Source organism: Streptomyces sp. NPDC018263, from assembly GCF_055562575.1.
In genome coordinates, this window is the sequence record NZ_JBVHFA010000001.1 from 328353 (window position 1) to 344471 (window position 16119).

Sequence of the window (16119 nt, forward strand, 5' to 3'; positions counted from 1 at the left end):
GTTCACCTGCGCTTTCTCTTACGGGGCCGTACCGAGCCAAGTCGGTACCGAACGTCACACCTGTGGCAAAGGTCTCGCGGGAGGGCCCGGCGCGCAAAAGGGGCCGCCCCCGGCGCGTGTGCGGCGGGGGCGGCCCGAAGGTCCGAAGCGGGTGGCTCAGCGGGGCTCAGTCACCGTTGCCGGGAGCCGGCGTCGTCTTCTGGATCTGGGTGAGGAAGTCGATGTTCGACTTGGTCTGCTTCATCTTGTCGAGCAGCAGCTCGATCGCCTGCTGCTGGTCGAGCGCGTGCAGCACGCGACGCAGCTTCCAGGTGATGGCCAGCTCCTCGCTGCCGAGCAGGATCTCTTCCTTGCGGGTACCGGACGCGTCGACGTCCACCGCCGGGAAGATGCGCTTGTCGGCGAGCTTCCGGTCGAGCTTGAGCTCCATGTTGCCGGTGCCCTTGAACTCCTCGAAGATCACCTCGTCCATGCGGGACCCGGTGTCGACGAGCGCGGTGGCGAGGATGGTCAGCGAGCCGCCGTCCTCGATGTTGCGCGCGGCACCGAAGAAGCGCTTGGGCGGGTAGAGCGCCGTGGAGTCGACACCACCGGAGAGGATGCGGCCCGACGCCGGGGCGGCGAGGTTGTACGCACGGCCCAGACGCGTGATGGAGTCGAGCAGCACGACCACGTCGTGACCCAGCTCCACCAGACGCTTGGCGCGCTCGATGGCCAGCTCGGCGACCGTGGTGTGGTCCTCGGCCGGGCGGTCGAAGGTGGAGGAGATGACCTCGCCCTTCACCGACCGCTGCATGTCGGTGACCTCTTCCGGACGCTCGTCGACCAGGACGACCATCAGGTGGCACTCGGGGTTGTTGTGCGTGATCGCGTTGGCGATCGCCTGCATGATCATGGTCTTGCCGGTCTTCGGCGGGGCCACGATCAGACCGCGCTGGCCCTTGCCGATCGGCGACACGAGGTCGATGATCCGGGTCGTCAGGATGCCCGCCTCGGACTCCAGGCGCAGCCGGTCCTGCGGGTACAGCGGCGTCAGCTTGTTGAACTCCGGCCGCCCACGGCCGTGTTCGGGCGCCATGCCGTTGACGGAGTCGAGGCGGACCAGCGCGTTGAACTTCTCGCGGCGCTCGCCGTCCTTCGGCTGGCGGACCGCGCCGGTGATGTGGTCGCCCTTGCGCAGACCGTTCTTGCGGACCTGGGCGAGGGAGACGTACACGTCGTTCGGGCCCGGCAGGTAGCCGGAGGTGCGGATGAACGCGTAGTTGTCGAGGATGTCCAGGATGCCCGCGACGGGGATCAGGACGTCGTCCTCGTTGACCTGCGGCTCGGCGATCTCGTCGCGGCCGCGACGGCCACGGCGGTCACGGTAGCGGCCGCGACGGCCACGGCGGCCGCCCTCGAAGTCGTCGTCGTCCTGCTGCTGGCGGTCCTGACGGTCCTGCCGGCCGCCGCCCTGCTGCTGACGGTCCTGCTGGCGGTCCTGGCGGCCGCCGCCCTGCTGGTCGTCGCCCTTGCCGCGGCGGTCGCGGTCACGGCCGCCCCGGTCGCGGTCACGGTCACGGCGGTCGCGGCGGGCGCGGCCCTCGCCGTCTTCGGCCTTGCCGTCGGCGTGCGGCTGCTGCTGGGCGTCGCCCTTCGGCTCGCTCTTCTCGCCCCTGGTCTCGGTGGACTCGGCGGCGGCCGGGCTGCCCGCGTCGGCGGTGGCACGACGGCGGCGGCGCTCACTGGGCGCGTCCTCGCGCTCGGCGTCGCCGGAGCGGGCGGGACCGCCGGCCGGCTGGCCGGGGATGTCGATCTGGGCGGCCTTGTCGGCGGCCGGCTGCGCGGCCTTCTCGGCCTTCGCCTCACCGGCGGCCTCACCCGTACGGGCCTTGGAGGTGGCGCGGCGCTTGGGCTTGGTCTCCTCGGCGGCCTCGGCCTTGGGGGCGCTTCCCCCGGCCTGGGCCTCCTTGATGACGTCGATCAACTGGCTCTTGCGCATCCGCGCGGTGCCCCTGATGCCGAGGCCCGAGGCGACCTGCTGGAGCTCGGCCAGCACCATGCCCTCGAGGCCGGTACCACGGCGCCGCCGGGAGCCGGCACCGGTGGCAGGCGCGGAGTCCGTGGCGGGCGCGGCAGCGGTCTCCTCGACACGTGCGCCCATCAGATCGGTGGTGTCGCTCACGAAGGGTCCTTCCCTGGAGCGGACGTCGGCCTGTCTGGCTCGGCGACCGGTTGTGCTGTCCGGCATCGGTGCCATTCGGAAGTACCGAGCCGGGGCGGTGGTCCGCCATGAAGCGGCGGAAGAGAATTTCTGGTGATGGCGCTCCCGCGAGCCGTGACACCCGGTGTCACATGGCGCGGCGGCGCCGATTCCGGAGCGTGCCCGCTGACTCGCTCAGTGCCGCCGCACGACGTACTGCCCAGGTACGGCGCACGGAACACGGAGTGGCTTGGGAGGCTCCCGGAAGAATGTCTGTCCCTGACGGGGACACGAAGCACCTCGCCATGGTGGGGTCGGGTGCAGACTTGAGATTAACACTACCGGATGCAACAAACATTCCCCCTCTCCAAATCCGGCAACCGGGTGTCAGGGCGCAAGCGGCAGCACGCTCGCTCCCTGTGTGTCGAGGCTCAGCCGGTTGGCCGCCCAGTCGGCGCCCGCGAGGGCCTGCACCTTGTCGGCGGTGGCCTCGTCGGTGAGCGCCATGACGGTGGGCCCGGCACCGGAGATGACGGCCGCGACGCCGTCCGCGCGCAGCCTTTCCACCAGTGCGGCGCTCTCCGGCATGGCGGGGGCGCGGTACTCCTGGTGCAGCCGGTCCTCGGTGGCGGGCAGCAGCAGCTCGGGGCGCCGGGTGAGGGCCTCGACGAGCAGCGCGGCACGGCCCGCGTTGGCGGCGGCGTCGACGTGCGGGACGGTACGCGGGAGCAGTCCGCGCGCGGTCTCGGTGAGCACGGGCTTCGCGGGTACGAAGACCACGGGGACGATGGAGGGGTCGGGCTCGGTCCGGATGGCGCGGGCGGCGCCCGACTCCAGCCAGGACAAGGTGAATCCGCCGAGCAGACAGGCCGCGACGTTGTCCGGGTGGCCCTCGATCTCGGTGGCCAGCTCCAGCAGCGCGGTGTCGTCCAGGCGGGACTCGCCCCCTATGGTCACCGCGCGCGCGGCGACGATCCCCGCGCAGATGGCGGCGGACGACGAACCCAGGCCCCGGCCGTGCGGGATGCGGTTGGCGCACACGATCTCCAGCCCGCGCGGCTGTCCGCCCAGCAGGTCGAAGGCGGTGCGCAGGGCGCGTACGAGCAGATGGCGCTCGTCGCGCGGGAGCGTCTCGCCGCCCTCACCGGCGATGTCGATGTGCAGCCCGGAGTCGGCGACCCGGACGACCACGTCGTCGTACAGCCCCAGCGCGAGGCCCAGGGCGTCGAAGCCCGGACCGAGGTTGGCGCTGGTGGCGGGGGTGCGCACCCGGACGGCGGCGGCGCGGAAGGCGGGACCGGCCATCGCTCGAAGACTCTCCTTGAGCTGCGTGACGGACGTGACTGCCGAATGGCCCGCGAGGGGCATCCGGTGCGGACAATCGATGACGTGCGGAGAACCCGTCGGGCCGTCTGGGGCGGCGGCGCCGTGCCACACGCGGTGGGCATGTGCGGTGGGCGGGTTGCCCCCAGCCTATCGAAGGAAGGTTCTGCCGCGACATAGGGCGCACAGGAGGCGCACGATGCGTGTCGCAAGCCCCCTGTGCACCCTGTCGGGCCGGGCGTCAGGCCAGGCCCAGCCGCTCGGCGGCGACGGCGGAGTCCACCGGCACGGTGACCGGCTGCGGGGCGCCGGCCACGGCCCAGTCGGGGTCCTTCAGGCCGTTGCCGGTGACGGTGCAGACGATGGTCTGGCCGGGGTCGACCTTGCCCTGCTCGGCCGCCTTGAGGAGTCCGGCGACCGAGGCGGCGGAGGCGGGCTCCACGAAGACGCCCTCCTGCGCGGCCAACAGCCGGTAGGCGCGCAGGATCTCACGGTCCGTCACCTCGTCGATGTGACCGCCGGATTCGTCCCGCGCGGCGAGCGCGTACTGCCAGGAGGCGGGGTTGCCGATCCGGATGGCGGTGGCCACGGTGGAGGGGTCCTTGACGACCTCGCCGCGCACGATGGGCGCGCTGCCGGACGCCTGGTAGCCCCACATGCGCGGGGTGCGGGTGGCCGGGCCGTCGGCGGCGTACTCCGTGTAGCCCTTCCAGTAGGCCGTGATGTTGCCCGCGTTGCCGACCGGGAGGACATGGATGTCGGGGGCGTCGCCCAGCATGTCCACGATCTCGAAGGCGGCCGTCTTCTGGCCCTCGATGCGCACCGGGTTGACCGAATTGACCAGCGCCACCGGGTAGTTGTCGCTCAGGGCGCGCGCGAGGTCGAGACAGTCGTCGAAGTTTCCGGCGACCTGGAGGATCTTCGCGCCGTGCACGAGGGCCTGGCCCATCTTGCCGAGCGCGATCTTGCCCTGCGGGACGAGCACCGCCGAGACCATGCCCGCGCGCACCGCGTAGGCGGCGGCGGAGGCGGAGGTGTTGCCGGTGGAGGCGCAGATGACCGCCTTGGCGCCCTCCTCCTTGGCCCGCGTGATGGCCATGGTCATGCCCCGGTCCTTGAACGAACCGGTGGGGTTGGCCCCCTCCACCTTGAGGTGGACCGCGCAGCCCGTGCGCTCGGAGAGCACCTGCGCGGGCACGAGAGGCGTACCGCCCTCGCGGAGCGTCACGACCGGCGTGCTGTCGGTGACCGGCAGCCTGTCCCGGTACTCCTCGATGATTCCGCGCCACTGGTGGGTCATTGCCGCTTACTCCCCTTCAACCCGCATGATGCTGGCGACACCCCGCACGGTGTCGAGCTTGCGCAGCGCCTCCACGGTCCCGGTGAGGGACGCGTCGGAGGCGCGGTGCGTGACGACGACGAGCGATGCCTCGCCGTCCTTCCCCTGCTGCCTGACCGTATCGATCGACACCCCGTGCTCGGCGAACACGGTGGCGACCTGGGCGAGGACACCCGGTTTGTCGGCGACGTCGAGGCTGATGTGGTACCGCGTGACGACGTCCCCCATCGGGGACACGGGCAGTGCCGCGTACGCCGACTCACCGGGGCCGGTCGTGCCGTTGAGGCGGTTGCGGCAGACGGCCACGAGGTCGCCGAGGACCGCCGAGGCGGTGGGCGCGCCGCCGGCGCCGGGGCCGTAGAACATGAGCTGCCCGGCCGCGTCGGACTCCACGAACACCGCGTTGTACGCGCCGCGCACCGAGGCCAGCGGGTGGCTGAGCGGGATCATCGCGGGGTGGACGCGGGCGGTGACCGAGGCGCCGTCCCTGGCCCGCTCGCAGATGGCGAGCAGCTTGATGGTGCAGCCCATCTCGCGCGCCGAGCGGAAGTCGGCCGCGGTGACCTCGGTCATGCCCTCGCGGTGCACGTCGTCCAGGCGGACGCGGGTGTGGAAGGCGATCCCGGCGAGGATGGCGGCCTTGGCGGCGGCGTCGAAGCCCTCGACGTCGGCGGTGGGGTCGGCCTCGGCGTACCCGAGCGCGGTGGCCTCGTCCAGGGCCTCCTGGTAGCCGGCACCGGTGGAGTCCATCTTGTCGAGGATGAAGTTGGTGGTGCCGTTGACGATGCCGAGCACGCGGTTGACCTTGTCGCCGGCGAGGGACTCGCGCAGCGGGCGGATCAGCGGGATGGCGCCGGCGACGGCGGCCTCGTAGTAGAGGTCCCGGCCGTGCTCCTCGGCGGCGGCGTGCAGGGCGGCGCCGTCCTGGGCGAGCAGGGCCTTGTTGGCCGAGACGACGGACGCGCCGTGCTCCAGCGCGGTGGTGATCAGGGTGCGGGCGGGCTCGATGCCGCCGATGACCTCCACGACCACGTCGATGTCACCGCGCTTCACCAGGGCGGTCGCGTCGGTGGTGACGAGCGCGGGGTCGATTCCGGCGCGCACCTTGGAGGGCCGCCGTACGGCGACCCCGGCCAGTTCGACCGGGGCCCCGATGCGGGCGGCGAGGTCGTCGGCGTGCGTCGTCATGATGCGCGCCACCTCGGAGCCGACCACTCCACAGCCCAGCAGCGCCACCTTCAGCGGACGCGTACGCATCATCCGACCTCGTTTCCTCTCACCGTCTACGGTCCGACCAGTCTCACTCACCGGATGGGGCTTTCCGCCTTTCGTCCGGATCGTGAGACATCTGTTTCGTGTTCCCGGAACGGGGCCCCGGGCGGCCTCGGCGGGCCTCAGCCGACGTCCAGCCGGAGCAGGTCCTCCTCCGTCTCGCGCCGGACGATCACCCGCGCCTCGCCCTCGCCGACCGCGACGACCGGCGGGCGCAGGACGTGGTTGTAGTTGCTGGCCATGGACCGGCAGTAGGCCCCCGTGGCGGGGACGGCGATCAGGTCGCCCGGTGCCAGGTCGGCGGGGAGGAACGCGTCCTTGACCACGATGTCCCCGCTCTCGCAGTGCTTGCCGACGACGCGGGTGAGCATCGGCTCGGCGTCGCTGGTCCGCGAGACGAGGGCGACGCTGTACTCGGCGTCGTACAGCGCGGTGCGGATGTTGTCCGACATCCCGCCGTCGACGGAGACGTACGTGCGCAGCCCGTCGAGCGGCTTGACGGTTCCGACCTCGTACAGCGTGAACGCGGTCGGGCCGACGATGGCGCGGCCGGGCTCGACGGAGATGCGGGGGACGCGCAGCCGGGCCGCCTCGCACTCGCGGGTGACGATCTCGGTGAGCGCCTTGGCGATCTCGTGCGGCTCGCGGGGGTCGTCGGAGCTGGTGTAGGCGATGCCGAGGCCGCCGCCGAGGTCGATCTCGGGCAGCTCGACGCCGTGCTCGTCGCGGATGTCCTTCAGCAGGCCGACCACGCGGTGGGCGGCGACCTCGAAGCCGGACATGTCGAAGATCTGCGAGCCGATGTGGCTGTGGATGCCGATGAGTTCGAGCCCGTCGAGGGTGAGGGCCCGGCGTACGGCCTCCGCGGCCTGGCCGCCCGCGAGCGGGATGCCGAACTTCTGGTCCTCGTGCGCGGTGGCGATGAACTCGTGGGTGTGCGCCTCGACGCCGACGGTGATGCGGATCTGCGCCTTCTGCCGCTTGCCGAGTCCCTGCGCGATGTGCGCGACGCGGGCGATCTCCTGGAAGGAGTCGAGCACGATCCGGCCGACCCCGGCCTCGACGGCGCGGGTGATCTCCTCGACGGACTTGTTGTTGCCGTGGAAGGCGATGCGCGCGGGGTCCATCCCGGCGGACAGCGCGGTGGCCAGCTCGCCGCCGGAGCAGACGTCGAGGTTGAGCCCCTCCTCGTCCAGCCAGCGCACCACGGCGCGGGAGAGGAACGCCTTGCCGGCGTAGAACACGTCGGCGTCGGTGCCGAACGCGGTGCGCCAGGCGCGGGCGCGGGCCCGGAAGTCCGACTCGTCGAGGATGTACGCGGGGGTGCCGAACTCCTCCGCCAGTGCGGTCACGGTGCGGCCGCCGACGGTGAGGACACCGTCCTCGTCCCGGTGCACGGTCCGGGCCCACACCTTGGGGTCGAGGGCGTTGAGGTCGGCCGGCGGGGCCGAGTAGTGCCCCTCGGGCAGCACATCGGCGTGACGGGGCCCGGCGGGGTGGGCGGAACGGCTCATGAGTGGCTCTCTGTTCTCAGAGGTGTTCGGGTGCGTCGATGCCGAGCAGGGACAGGCCACCGGCAAGCACCGCCCCGGCGGCTTCGGCAAGCGCCAGCCGGGCGCGATGGGCGGCCCCGGGTTTCTCCTCCCCTACGGGCAGCACCTCGGGGAGAAGGGGGAGCAGCGCGTCCGCGACGGTCAGCAGGTGCCGGGCGAGGCGGTCGGGGGCGTGCTGGGTGGCGGCGGCACGGAGGATGCGGGGGTGGTCGGTCAGGAGGGACTGGAGAGGGTGGGGGGTGCGGGGTTCGGCGGGGGCGCCGGGGCGGGATTCAGCGGGGTTGCCGGAGGTCGGGCGGCCCGGCGCGCCGGCCGTACCCGCGTGACCCAGCTCGCCCGGTTCCGCCGTGAAGCCCAGGTCGTGGGCGTTGCGGGGTTCGGCGGGGGCGCCGGGGCGGGACTCAGCGGGGTTGCCGGAGGCCGGGTGGCCCGGCGCGCCGGCCGTACCCGCGTGACCCAGCTCCCCCGGTTCCGCCGTGAAGCCCAGGTCGTGGGCGTTGCGGGTGAGGGCTCGTACGCGGGCGTGGGCGTAGCGGACGCGGAAGAGGGGGTTGATCTCGCGCTGGACGAGGTGGTCGGCGGTGATGCGGGGGCGGTCGTGCGGGGCGGGGTGGAGCAGGGCCCAGCGAGCGGCGTCGGGGCCGAGGGGTGCGGGGTCCTCGGGGGCGGGCACGGGCCGTAGCGTGACGGGCTCGCCGTGCTCGATCTCCGCCCGGCCGCCCTGGGCGGCGATGAGTCGCGCGACGGCATCGGCGACGACCTCGGCACGCACCTCGTACGGCACCCGCAGCACGACGGTCTGCCCGGCGAGGGCGTCCCCGTACCCGTACTCCGTGCCGCGCTCGCGGATCTCGCGGACGAGGCCGGTGAGCAGGTCGTCGCGGGCGCGGAGGCTGATGTTGAGGAACCCCGGCCCGGTGACGACGACGTCGGACACTCCCTCGGCGCCGAGGAGCCGCGCGCGCAGGATGTCGGCGACGCGCAGCGGGGGCAGGGCCGCGGGGCGGGCGAGGCGGAGAGCGACGTTGGTGGCGAAGTCGCCGCAGCCGCCGGGGCCGGGCTCGGTGAGGGTGACCCGTTCCGGCGGAGCCACGTCCAGCTCCCCCGCGTCCACGGCACGGCACACCGCGTCCAGGACGGTACGGGACAGCTCGGCGGGGGTCACGGGACAAGCCTAGGGGAGGCGGGACGGCGGGCGGAGAGGGGTGGCTAGCCGCCGAAGCAGACTCCGTCGCGCCGGTCGCTCCGCTCCAGCAGCCCCTTGACCAGGCGAACCAGCTCGTCGGGCTCGAAGGGCTTGGGCAGGAAGGCGTCGACACCGGAGTCGAGCCCGCTCTCCACCTCGTACTGGGTGCACGCGCTGATGATGGCGAGCGGGAGGTCGCGGGTGCGGGGGTCGGCCCGGAGGCGGGCGGCGGTACTGAGCCCGTCGAGCCGGGGCATGACGACGTCGAGCGTGATGACGTCCGGGCGCACGTGGTGCACCACGTCAAGACACTCGGCACCATCGACCGCGGTCACCACCTCAAGCCCTTCCAGCTCGAGGTTGACCTTGATCAGCTGCCGGATGCCCTTGCTGTCATCCACAACAAGCACCCGGCCGGACGCGCCTGACACAACTCGAGAGTAGGTCGGGGCGGGGGGCCACGTCCCGCTTTTCCCGAGTTCTCGCTCTGACGGGTGGTGGCGGGATCTGGGGTGACGCGGGGCGCTCGGCTGCGGAGGGGGGGTACGGGGTGGGGTGAAGTACACGGCGAGCCTCGAACGGAGGCCGACCGAGCGCCGGGGTGCGGCGGGGCCGGCCCTGGGGGCTTGCGCGGCCAATCCCTGGGGGAACTTGCGCGGGCGGCCCGGGGGGGGGGGGGACTTGCACGGGCGGCCTCAGGGCAACGCGGCCGGCGCCGGGGCAATGGGGTCGGCGCCAGGGCAACGCGGTCGACGCCAGGACAACGGGGTCGGCGCCAGGACAACGGGGTCGGCCCCCGGAGCAACAGGGAAGCCCCGCCGGACCGCCGGCGCCGGCCGTACACCTCGCACACGGCCGGGCTCCGGCCGAGCCCCGGAGCAAGGCCCTCCCGCCGGTGGCCCCCACAAGCCGACCCCGCCTGGGCAAACCCGTTCCTGATCACCCCGCGAGACCTGCTAGGGTTCTACCCGTCGCCGCAAGCGCCCAGCGCAACGCCCGACACGCCCCCGTAGCTCAGGGGATAGAGCAACGGCCTCCGGAGCCGTGTGCGCAGGTTCGAATCCTGCCGGGGGCACCCAGCATGAGGTGCCCAAAGACCCCGTCACCAGCGGAAACGCTGAGGCCGGGGTCTTCTTGCTTGTGCAGCCATGTGCAGGGCTGAGCGGCCGTATGCCGGGGTCTGTGGACTATTCGTGGACAGGATCTTGAGGCGTCCGCCCTGGTCAGCCTCCGGTTTTGCGAAGGGTCCGTCAGCCGGCGTCCGGCCACAGCGCGGGAGGCGGAGGCGGCTCGGGGTCCCTCTGCCGCTGAGCCCGTCGGGCGTTCTCCTCCCTCAGGGACGTCAGCCACCGCCACAGATCCGGCAGAGACTGTTCCGGGCAGGCGAGCCGGTGCTCGATACGGCAGCGCTGGAACGGATCCGGCGGACACACTCCGTAGACGGTGACCCGCCCGTCGGACAACTCGATCCACCGATGCTCCGCCGGCACCGTGTGGGCCAGCGGGCTCATGTCAGGCTCCAGCAGCACCCACTCCTGCTCAAGCGTCGCCACGCGATCCTGCAGCAGCCCGCAATGAAGGCAGCGCAACTGCCCACCACCCAGCCGCCGCGGCTTCTCCCCGAAAACCCCCATACCGCGAGGGTCGCCAGCCCGGAGGTCCGGGCGTAGAGGGAGAACCAGACGGAACGCCTGGGACAGCAGTCGGGTGGCGAGACGGAAGGCGACGCGGCAGGTGCAACGGGCAACCACCGGCCGACGGCACACGGCCGAGAAGGGGCGAAGCCCTCCGGCCGGATGGCTGGAGGGCTAGCGACTTAGGCACATGTCTACTCGTACTCGCGCAACAGCTCCTCAATCTTCCGATTGACGATCTCCTGCCGTCCGTCGATGCACTTGGCGTAACGGCTCAGCAGGACCTCCACGCTGTTGCCCGCTCGTTGAGCGACTTCCGTAGGGTCCACACCGGCGTTCAGCCAGGTCGACAGCGCCGAGTGCCGGAGGTCATACGGGCGAGCCGCAAGCGGTGAGGCGACCGCGGCCGGCGGAAGCGCCAGGGCACGAGCCTCCTGCCACACGCGGTAATACGTCGACGAGGCGACCACTCCCCCGCGCTCACTGGCGAACAGCCGCCCGTCCTCGGCAGTGCCGAAGGTGTCGAGGTGCTGCCGCAACATGGCGACTAGTTGCGGCGGGATCGGTACGAGCCGGACCTCCTCCACGGGCCGATTCTTCAGGCCCCGGTCATCGTGGGTCTCACCGGTATCCGTCCACTGCTTCCCGACGCTGGGACGCGTCCGGTTGAGCAGCACCGTCCCCCAGCCGGCGTCAGGCAGTTTCAGGTCCGCATCGGCGAGTCCGACAGCCTCAGCCGGACGCAAAGCGCCGTAGTACATACAGGCGAACAGGCCGACAAGTCGTCGACCGCGCGCCCGGCCATACCCGCCGACATATGAAACCGCAGTCAGCAAGGAACGGGCCTGCTCAGGATTAGCCACTACCCGAGGGTCGACCTCTCCGGCGACCTTCGGCTTCTTCCAGCGAATGCCGGTGATCGGATTCTCTTTGAACTCCCCAAGGTCGACCGCGTAGTGCATCGCATTGACGAGCGTACGACGCTTGCGGCGAACGGTCTCCGCCGCCGCGGCCGTCCCATCGAGCTTCACCTTCAGTGCATCCAGGACTGCCCTGCCGACCACGACATCACTGAGGTCCGAGAGCGGGCGTGACGCCTTGGCCACCCAGTGCAGGGTGTTTGCGATCTCAGACGGCAACTCACGCTCGTCCGGGCCGGGCAGAACAAAGGCCCAGCTGCGAAGCGCCCTCCTGATCAGTTCCTCGGAGGGACGCCCCGGGCGTTCGTCGAGAAGCGCCATCGTCACAGCGGTCAGGGCCTCGTTGATCCCATTGCGTGTGTTCGGCGCCGCGTGCGGCCACTTCATGGCGAGGTACTTCTGAGCGAAGGCATACCAGGTCAGCGTGGCTGCCTTTTCGACCATGGAGTCGGGCAGCCCTGTCTCCGTGTCGAACTCTTCGCCAGCATGTGCGGCACGAAGCAGCTTGGATCGGTAGTGGTCCGCAAGCCCCTTGGTGCGGAACTGATCGGAGAATACGGCTCCGGCAACAGTCCATCTCACGTCATAGGATGACTTCTTCGTGTTCCTCTTTCGAACACCCCAGATTTTCACATCGAGAGACCTCATACCGTGGCCCTCTCTCGGGCATGCAGCCATGCGTCGAAGTCGCTGCGCCACACGCGCCATTCACCGTTGGGCAGCTTGAACGCCTGTGGCGCCTGCCCAATCTCCTGCCATCGGTAGAAGGTCCGCCGTGAAACGCCCTTGAGTTCGGTACAGACCTCGCGCACCGTCATCAACTCGTCTTTCACGTCAGTACTCCTTCCTGTACGAGGTCCCGCAGGGCTTCGCGGGCGGTTTCGCGGTTGAGTTGGAGGTCGCGGGCGATGGTGGCGGCGAGGACGGATTCGCCGGGGGTGTGGCCGTGGCCGGCGTACTGCCAGTCGGCGAGGACGAGGACGGTGTCCGGCTCGGTGTCCTCGAGGCCGAGGGCGGCGTGTTCCTGGGCGGCGCGGTAGTCGGCGCGGGCCTGACGGAGGGCACCGAGGGTGGTCGAGTAGCGACGGGACTTGGAGGAGAAGTGGCCCCGGAAGCCGAGCATGTGAGCCCAAGCCCACAGGCGCCGGTCCGGATAGAGCGGGTCGAGCAGCTTGCAGGCTTCGATCAGGCGGCGGGCGTGGTCCGGGACCTGGTGGCGGTCGAGCTCGGCGAGTTCGCCGATACGGCGGTCGAGGGTGCCGGTGTTCTCAGCGGCCTTGGTCGCGTACTTGGCCACGTACGAGGCGACGGCCTGCTCGGTGATCTCTGAGCCGTCTCCGAAGGCCTTCACGGGGCGGACGTCGAGCTGGGTGCCCCAGCGGAAGGTGCGGGCTGGTTGGTCCTCGGCGGCCGGGATCGACACCGATGTGTAGGAGTGCGCGGCGGCGGCCCGGATGGCGTCGGCGAGGAGGGCGACCGTGGCCCAGACGGGCGGCGGGGTGTCGGGGCCGTCCGGGCCGTCGAGGCGGATGACTGCGTGGAAGTGCAGGGCGCCGCGTTTCTGGAACTCGGCGACCTTGCCGTACGACAGCCGGGCGCGTTCTTTAAGCTCTCGTTGGGTGATGCCGGCGCGGGCGGCGATCTCGCGGCGGAGCCGGGTGGTGAAGCGCTGCCAGAGCTGCCCGGCGTGGTTGTTGAACAGCACCGCGCCCGCGTAGTCGTAAGTCGCCGGATCCAGGGCGGTGCCCAGCTCCGGAGCGTCCGGGGCGTGCCGTACTCCGCAGCGGCAGACACCATGGTCGGGCCGGTTGTGGACCGGGCCGAACGAGGGGGCGGTGAGGGTGGCGAAGACGCGCGGATGGTCGCGGACGGTGGCGGGGATGTCGCGTCGGTCGTCACCGGCCAGGCCCGCGCGGATGAGGTGGTAGGTGTCGCCCGCGTAGGTCCAGGCGCAGGACGGGCAGCGAGAGGCCCGGCGGTTGCCGCAGGCGAGGCGCAGTCGTCCGCCGGGCTCGTGTTCCGTGGAGTAGTGGTGCAGGGTCTCGCCGGTCGTCTTGTCCTTGTGGAGGACCCAGCCGGTCAGGTGGATCGGGTCGGAGCAGCCGCCCGTGCGGCGGATCTGGTCCTCCCAGCGGTGATAGTCGACGGCCGAAGCCACCCTCAGCAGGTCGCCGAGGGTGGTCGGGTCGAGCAGCGTCTCAGGCACCAGCGCCCTCCCGGACGCGGCGGGCGCGGACGGTGCCGAGGCCGTCGCAGGCCGAGCAGTGCGCGGTGATGGTCCGCAGGTGGCCGTGTCGGTCGCGCCCGCCGAGGGTGACGGCGACCGTGGCGAAGCCGTCGCAGGCAGGGCAGATCCTCGGCGGTGGCGGGGTGTGGTGGGCCATGATGGTGGTTCCTTTCGATTGCGGTTGGAAGGGACGGCCCCGGGTGGCGGCGTGCTTGGCGGCTTGTGCGCCACCCGGTGGCCGGTCAGTGAGGGAGGCGGGAGCCCCGTCGACCACGGCCTTTGGCCGCGTACATGGCCGCATCGGCGGCGGCGAGCGCATCGGTGAGGAGCGGTACCGGCAGCTCGGTGACGCGGCAGACGCCGACGGAGGCGGCCAGCGGGAGCGATGCTCCGTTGTAGGGCAGTGGCCGGTTGAGTGTGTCGGTGAGCGCGTCGAGGTCGACGGCGGCCAGGTCCTGGACGACGGCGACGAACTCGTCTCCGCCCAGGCGTCCGGCGGTGCCGTTACGGCCGCCGCACCAGGTCCGGAGCCGGTCGGCGGTAGCAGCGAGGGCGGCGTCCCCGGCGGCGTGGCCGTGGGCGTCGTTGAGGGTCTTGAAGTGGTCGAGGTCGACCAGGACCACGGCGGCGGACGGGTGCCGGCGAATGCAGTGTTCGGCGCGGGCGGTCCATCCGGCGCGGGTGTGCAGACCGGTCAGCGGGTCGCGGCGGGCGGAGGCGAGCCGGTGGGCGAGGACGCTTCCGTGTACGGCCCAGCCCAGTAACGGCGCCAGGGCGGCGGCTATCTGCAGATCCATGACGTTCCCCTTTGGCGATGGCGGTTGGCGGAGTGCGGTCCCGGAGGCGGCGGCGTGCTGGCGGCTTGTGCGTCGTCTCCGGGACCGGTCAGCGGCGGTGCTGCGAGGCCAGCAGCGAGCGCAGGACGACGGCGCAGACGGCGACCGAAGCGGCGGTGATGGCGATCGCGAGGAGCATGGAGACCAGGACGGCGCCGACGACCAGGACCACGGCGGTGCCGCCGCCGACCAGGGCGAGCGCGGTGCCGGGGGTGAGCTGCACGGTGGGCCGGGTCGAGGCCGGGGCCGGGGCGACGGGGACCGACGGCGCGTGCGGGGTGCCGGGCGTGATGGTGGTCGGCTCGATGACGACCGCGGTCGGGGTGACCAGGCCGGTGGGCTGGGGCATGGTCGGGAGCTTGGGCCGGAACATGGGCGGATCTCCTTTCGGGTTACTTGATGGCGGTGTCGATGACCGGGGCCAGGAGGCTGTCTGCGAGGAGGTAGCCGCCGAGCAGGAGCACGGCGACCAGCCAGAGCGGGGGGCGGATGAGCTTGACGCCGAGGACTCCGACGACGAGCAGGGCGAACCAGAGCGGGACATCCATGGCGGTGGTCTCCTAGCGGACCTTGCAGCGGTGGGTGCGGGCGGCGAGCTGGGCGGCGGACTGGCTGGAGTAGTCGGCGGACCAGCCGCAGTTGTCGTTGCTGCAGACGGCGGCGTGCTTGGTGGTGCCGTGGCGGTCGCGGTGGGTGCCGATCTGCACGGGGCCGATCCGCATCACGGAGTGGAAGAAGTCGCGGGCGGGCATGTCAGTCGATCTCCGTTCGGGTCAGGTTCGGGTCGGGGAAGGCGACGCGGATACCGGCGGCGGTGGCCGGGTCGGTGGTGAGGCGGGCGGCCTCCTCGGCGAGCAGGTGGGCGAGGAAGGGCCGGTTGGTGGCGGCCTCGCGGGCGGCGTCGAGGTGGTCGGCGGCGGTCAGGTCGGCCGGATCACGGGTCACGGCGTGTCTCCCATTGGTGTCAGGCGAGCTGGGCGGCGATGGCGTCGGCCAGGTGCGGCGGGACGCCGAGGCGGGCGCGCAGGGTGTCGGTGTCGATCCGGGCGCCGGTCCGGTGCTCGTGGTCGGCGGCGACCTTGCGGGCGTGGTCGACCAGCGCGGCCGGGACCACAACGGCCGGCGGTGCCGGGGCCGGGTCGGCGGTGGGCAGGGCGGGAGGCTCCTCGGACACCGGCACGGCTTCGGGGACGGTGACCGGTTCGCGCTCCACCTCGGTCACGGGCTGAGGGGCCGGGTCGGCGGGTGCCGGCGCAGGGTCGGAGCGGTCTGCGGGTGAGTGGGCGAGGAGGGTGCCGCCCATGAAGGCCAGGGCGGGCCAGGCGGCGACGAGGATGCGCAGCCAGGCCGGGACGTCGTTCAGGTCGAGGAGTCCGGCGGTGGCGACGTTGGCGCCGAGCGAGGCAACGAGGGCGGTCAGGAACCAGGACCAGGCCAGCCGGGACGGTCCGTCGGTGCGCAGCCGTCGCCAGGCGGCGACCAGCAGCAGGTCCACCGAGACGGGGTAGGCCCAGGCTTTCCAGCCGTCCTGTCCGGCAGCGGCGGCCAGGTCGTGCAGGTGGGCGAAGGACAGGGCACCGGCGATGACGGCTTGCACCAGGACGGCATCCACACGCAGACGAGGCATGAGGGCTTCTCCCTTCCGGG

General features: G+C 71.8%; 18 protein-coding genes and 1 tRNA gene. 1 reads left to right on the forward strand and 18 read right to left on the reverse strand.

The annotated features are described in order from the left end of the window. Positions 1–166 precede the first annotated feature (166 nt). From rho to ACZ3HQ_RS01515, 7 genes are all read right to left on the reverse strand, one after another. A complete protein-coding gene (gene rho, locus ACZ3HQ_RS01485; protein WP_467507024.1) occupies positions 167–2164 on the reverse strand; it encodes a transcription termination factor Rho in 1998 nt (665 codons plus the stop codon). 405 nt (positions 2165–2569) lie between these two features. Further along, positions 2570–3487: a homoserine kinase gene (thrB, locus tag ACZ3HQ_RS01490; RefSeq protein WP_086692414.1), complete on the reverse strand. Its 918-nt coding sequence runs from the start codon at positions 3485–3487 to the stop codon at positions 2570–2572. A 259-nt stretch (positions 3488–3746) separates the two neighbouring features. Continuing rightward, the gene (gene thrC, locus ACZ3HQ_RS01495) at positions 3747–4805 is read right to left on the reverse strand and encodes a threonine synthase (protein ID WP_467507026.1); all 1059 of its coding nucleotides are present in this window, start codon (positions 4803–4805) and stop codon (positions 3747–3749) included. A gap of 6 nt (positions 4806–4811) precedes the next feature. Continuing rightward, entirely contained in the window at positions 4812–6104 is a 1293-nt protein-coding gene (locus ACZ3HQ_RS01500) for a homoserine dehydrogenase (protein ID WP_467507028.1), read from the reverse strand. A 134-nt stretch (positions 6105–6238) separates the two neighbouring features. Further along, the gene (lysA, locus tag ACZ3HQ_RS01505) at positions 6239–7630 is read right to left on the reverse strand and encodes a diaminopimelate decarboxylase (RefSeq protein WP_467507030.1); all 1392 of its coding nucleotides are present in this window, start codon (positions 7628–7630) and stop codon (positions 6239–6241) included. A gap of 16 nt (positions 7631–7646) precedes the next feature. Further along, positions 7647–8834, reverse strand: coding sequence for an ArgS-related anticodon-binding protein NrtL (gene nrtL, locus ACZ3HQ_RS01510; protein WP_467507031.1), 1188 nt, complete (start codon positions 8832–8834; stop codon positions 7647–7649). A 44-nt stretch (positions 8835–8878) separates the two neighbouring features. After that, positions 8879–9286 carry a response regulator gene (locus ACZ3HQ_RS01515; protein WP_350899082.1) on the reverse strand — a complete coding sequence of 136 codons (408 nt, stop codon included), beginning with the start codon at positions 9284–9286 and terminating at the stop codon, positions 8879–8881. Between the two features lie 572 nt (positions 9287–9858). On the opposite strand from ACZ3HQ_RS01515, the gene ACZ3HQ_RS01520 reads away from it, so the two are divergent. Further along, a tRNA-Arg gene (locus ACZ3HQ_RS01520) sits at positions 9859–9930 on the forward strand. 175 nt (positions 9931–10105) lie between these two features. Here ACZ3HQ_RS01520 and ACZ3HQ_RS01525 read toward each other — a convergent pair. The 11 genes from ACZ3HQ_RS01525 to ACZ3HQ_RS01575 form a co-directional block, all read right to left on the reverse strand. After that, positions 10106–10489, reverse strand: a complete 384-nt coding sequence (locus tag ACZ3HQ_RS01525; RefSeq protein WP_467507033.1) for a DUF6083 domain-containing protein — start codon at positions 10487–10489, stop codon at positions 10106–10108. A 194-nt stretch (positions 10490–10683) separates the two neighbouring features. Next, positions 10684–12057, reverse strand: a complete 1374-nt coding sequence (locus tag ACZ3HQ_RS01530; protein WP_467507035.1) for a tyrosine-type recombinase/integrase — start codon at positions 12055–12057, stop codon at positions 10684–10686. Next, the gene (locus ACZ3HQ_RS01535) at positions 12054–12227 is read right to left on the reverse strand and encodes a helix-turn-helix transcriptional regulator (RefSeq protein WP_467507954.1); all 174 of its coding nucleotides are present in this window, start codon (positions 12225–12227) and stop codon (positions 12054–12056) included. The genes ACZ3HQ_RS01530 and ACZ3HQ_RS01535 overlap by 4 nt, the downstream gene beginning before the upstream one ends. Positions 12228–12238: 11 nt before the next feature. Continuing rightward, the gene (gene repSA / locus ACZ3HQ_RS01540; RefSeq protein WP_467507037.1) at positions 12239–13615 is read right to left on the reverse strand and encodes a replication initiator protein RepSA; all 1377 of its coding nucleotides are present in this window, start codon (positions 13613–13615) and stop codon (positions 12239–12241) included. Further along, a complete protein-coding gene (locus ACZ3HQ_RS01545) occupies positions 13608–13793 on the reverse strand; it encodes a hypothetical protein (RefSeq protein ID WP_467507039.1) in 186 nt (61 codons plus the stop codon). The genes repSA and ACZ3HQ_RS01545 overlap by 8 nt, the downstream gene beginning before the upstream one ends. Before the next feature lie 85 nt (positions 13794–13878). Further along, positions 13879–14433: a diguanylate cyclase domain-containing protein gene (locus ACZ3HQ_RS01550; RefSeq protein ID WP_467507041.1), complete on the reverse strand. Its 555-nt coding sequence runs from the start codon at positions 14431–14433 to the stop codon at positions 13879–13881. Positions 14434–14521: 88 nt separating this feature from the next. Then, on the reverse strand, positions 14522–14845 hold the full coding sequence (locus ACZ3HQ_RS01555; RefSeq protein WP_467507043.1) for a SpdD-like protein: 324 nt from the start codon (positions 14843–14845) through the stop codon (positions 14522–14524). Positions 14846–14864: 19 nt separating this feature from the next. Next, the gene (locus tag ACZ3HQ_RS01560; protein WP_382078174.1) at positions 14865–15020 is read right to left on the reverse strand and encodes a hypothetical protein; all 156 of its coding nucleotides are present in this window, start codon (positions 15018–15020) and stop codon (positions 14865–14867) included. Positions 15021–15032: 12 nt separating this feature from the next. Beyond that, the gene (locus ACZ3HQ_RS01565; protein WP_365425947.1) at positions 15033–15224 is read right to left on the reverse strand and encodes a mobile element transfer protein; all 192 of its coding nucleotides are present in this window, start codon (positions 15222–15224) and stop codon (positions 15033–15035) included. A gap of 1 nt (position 15225) precedes the next feature. Beyond that, positions 15226–15417 carry a hypothetical protein gene (locus ACZ3HQ_RS01570; RefSeq protein ID WP_467507045.1) on the reverse strand — a complete coding sequence of 64 codons (192 nt, stop codon included), beginning with the start codon at positions 15415–15417 and terminating at the stop codon, positions 15226–15228. Positions 15418–15436: 19 nt separating this feature from the next. Next, positions 15437–16099 carry a DUF2637 domain-containing protein gene (locus tag ACZ3HQ_RS01575; RefSeq protein ID WP_467507046.1) on the reverse strand — a complete coding sequence of 221 codons (663 nt, stop codon included), beginning with the start codon at positions 16097–16099 and terminating at the stop codon, positions 15437–15439. Positions 16100–16119 lie beyond the last annotated feature (20 nt).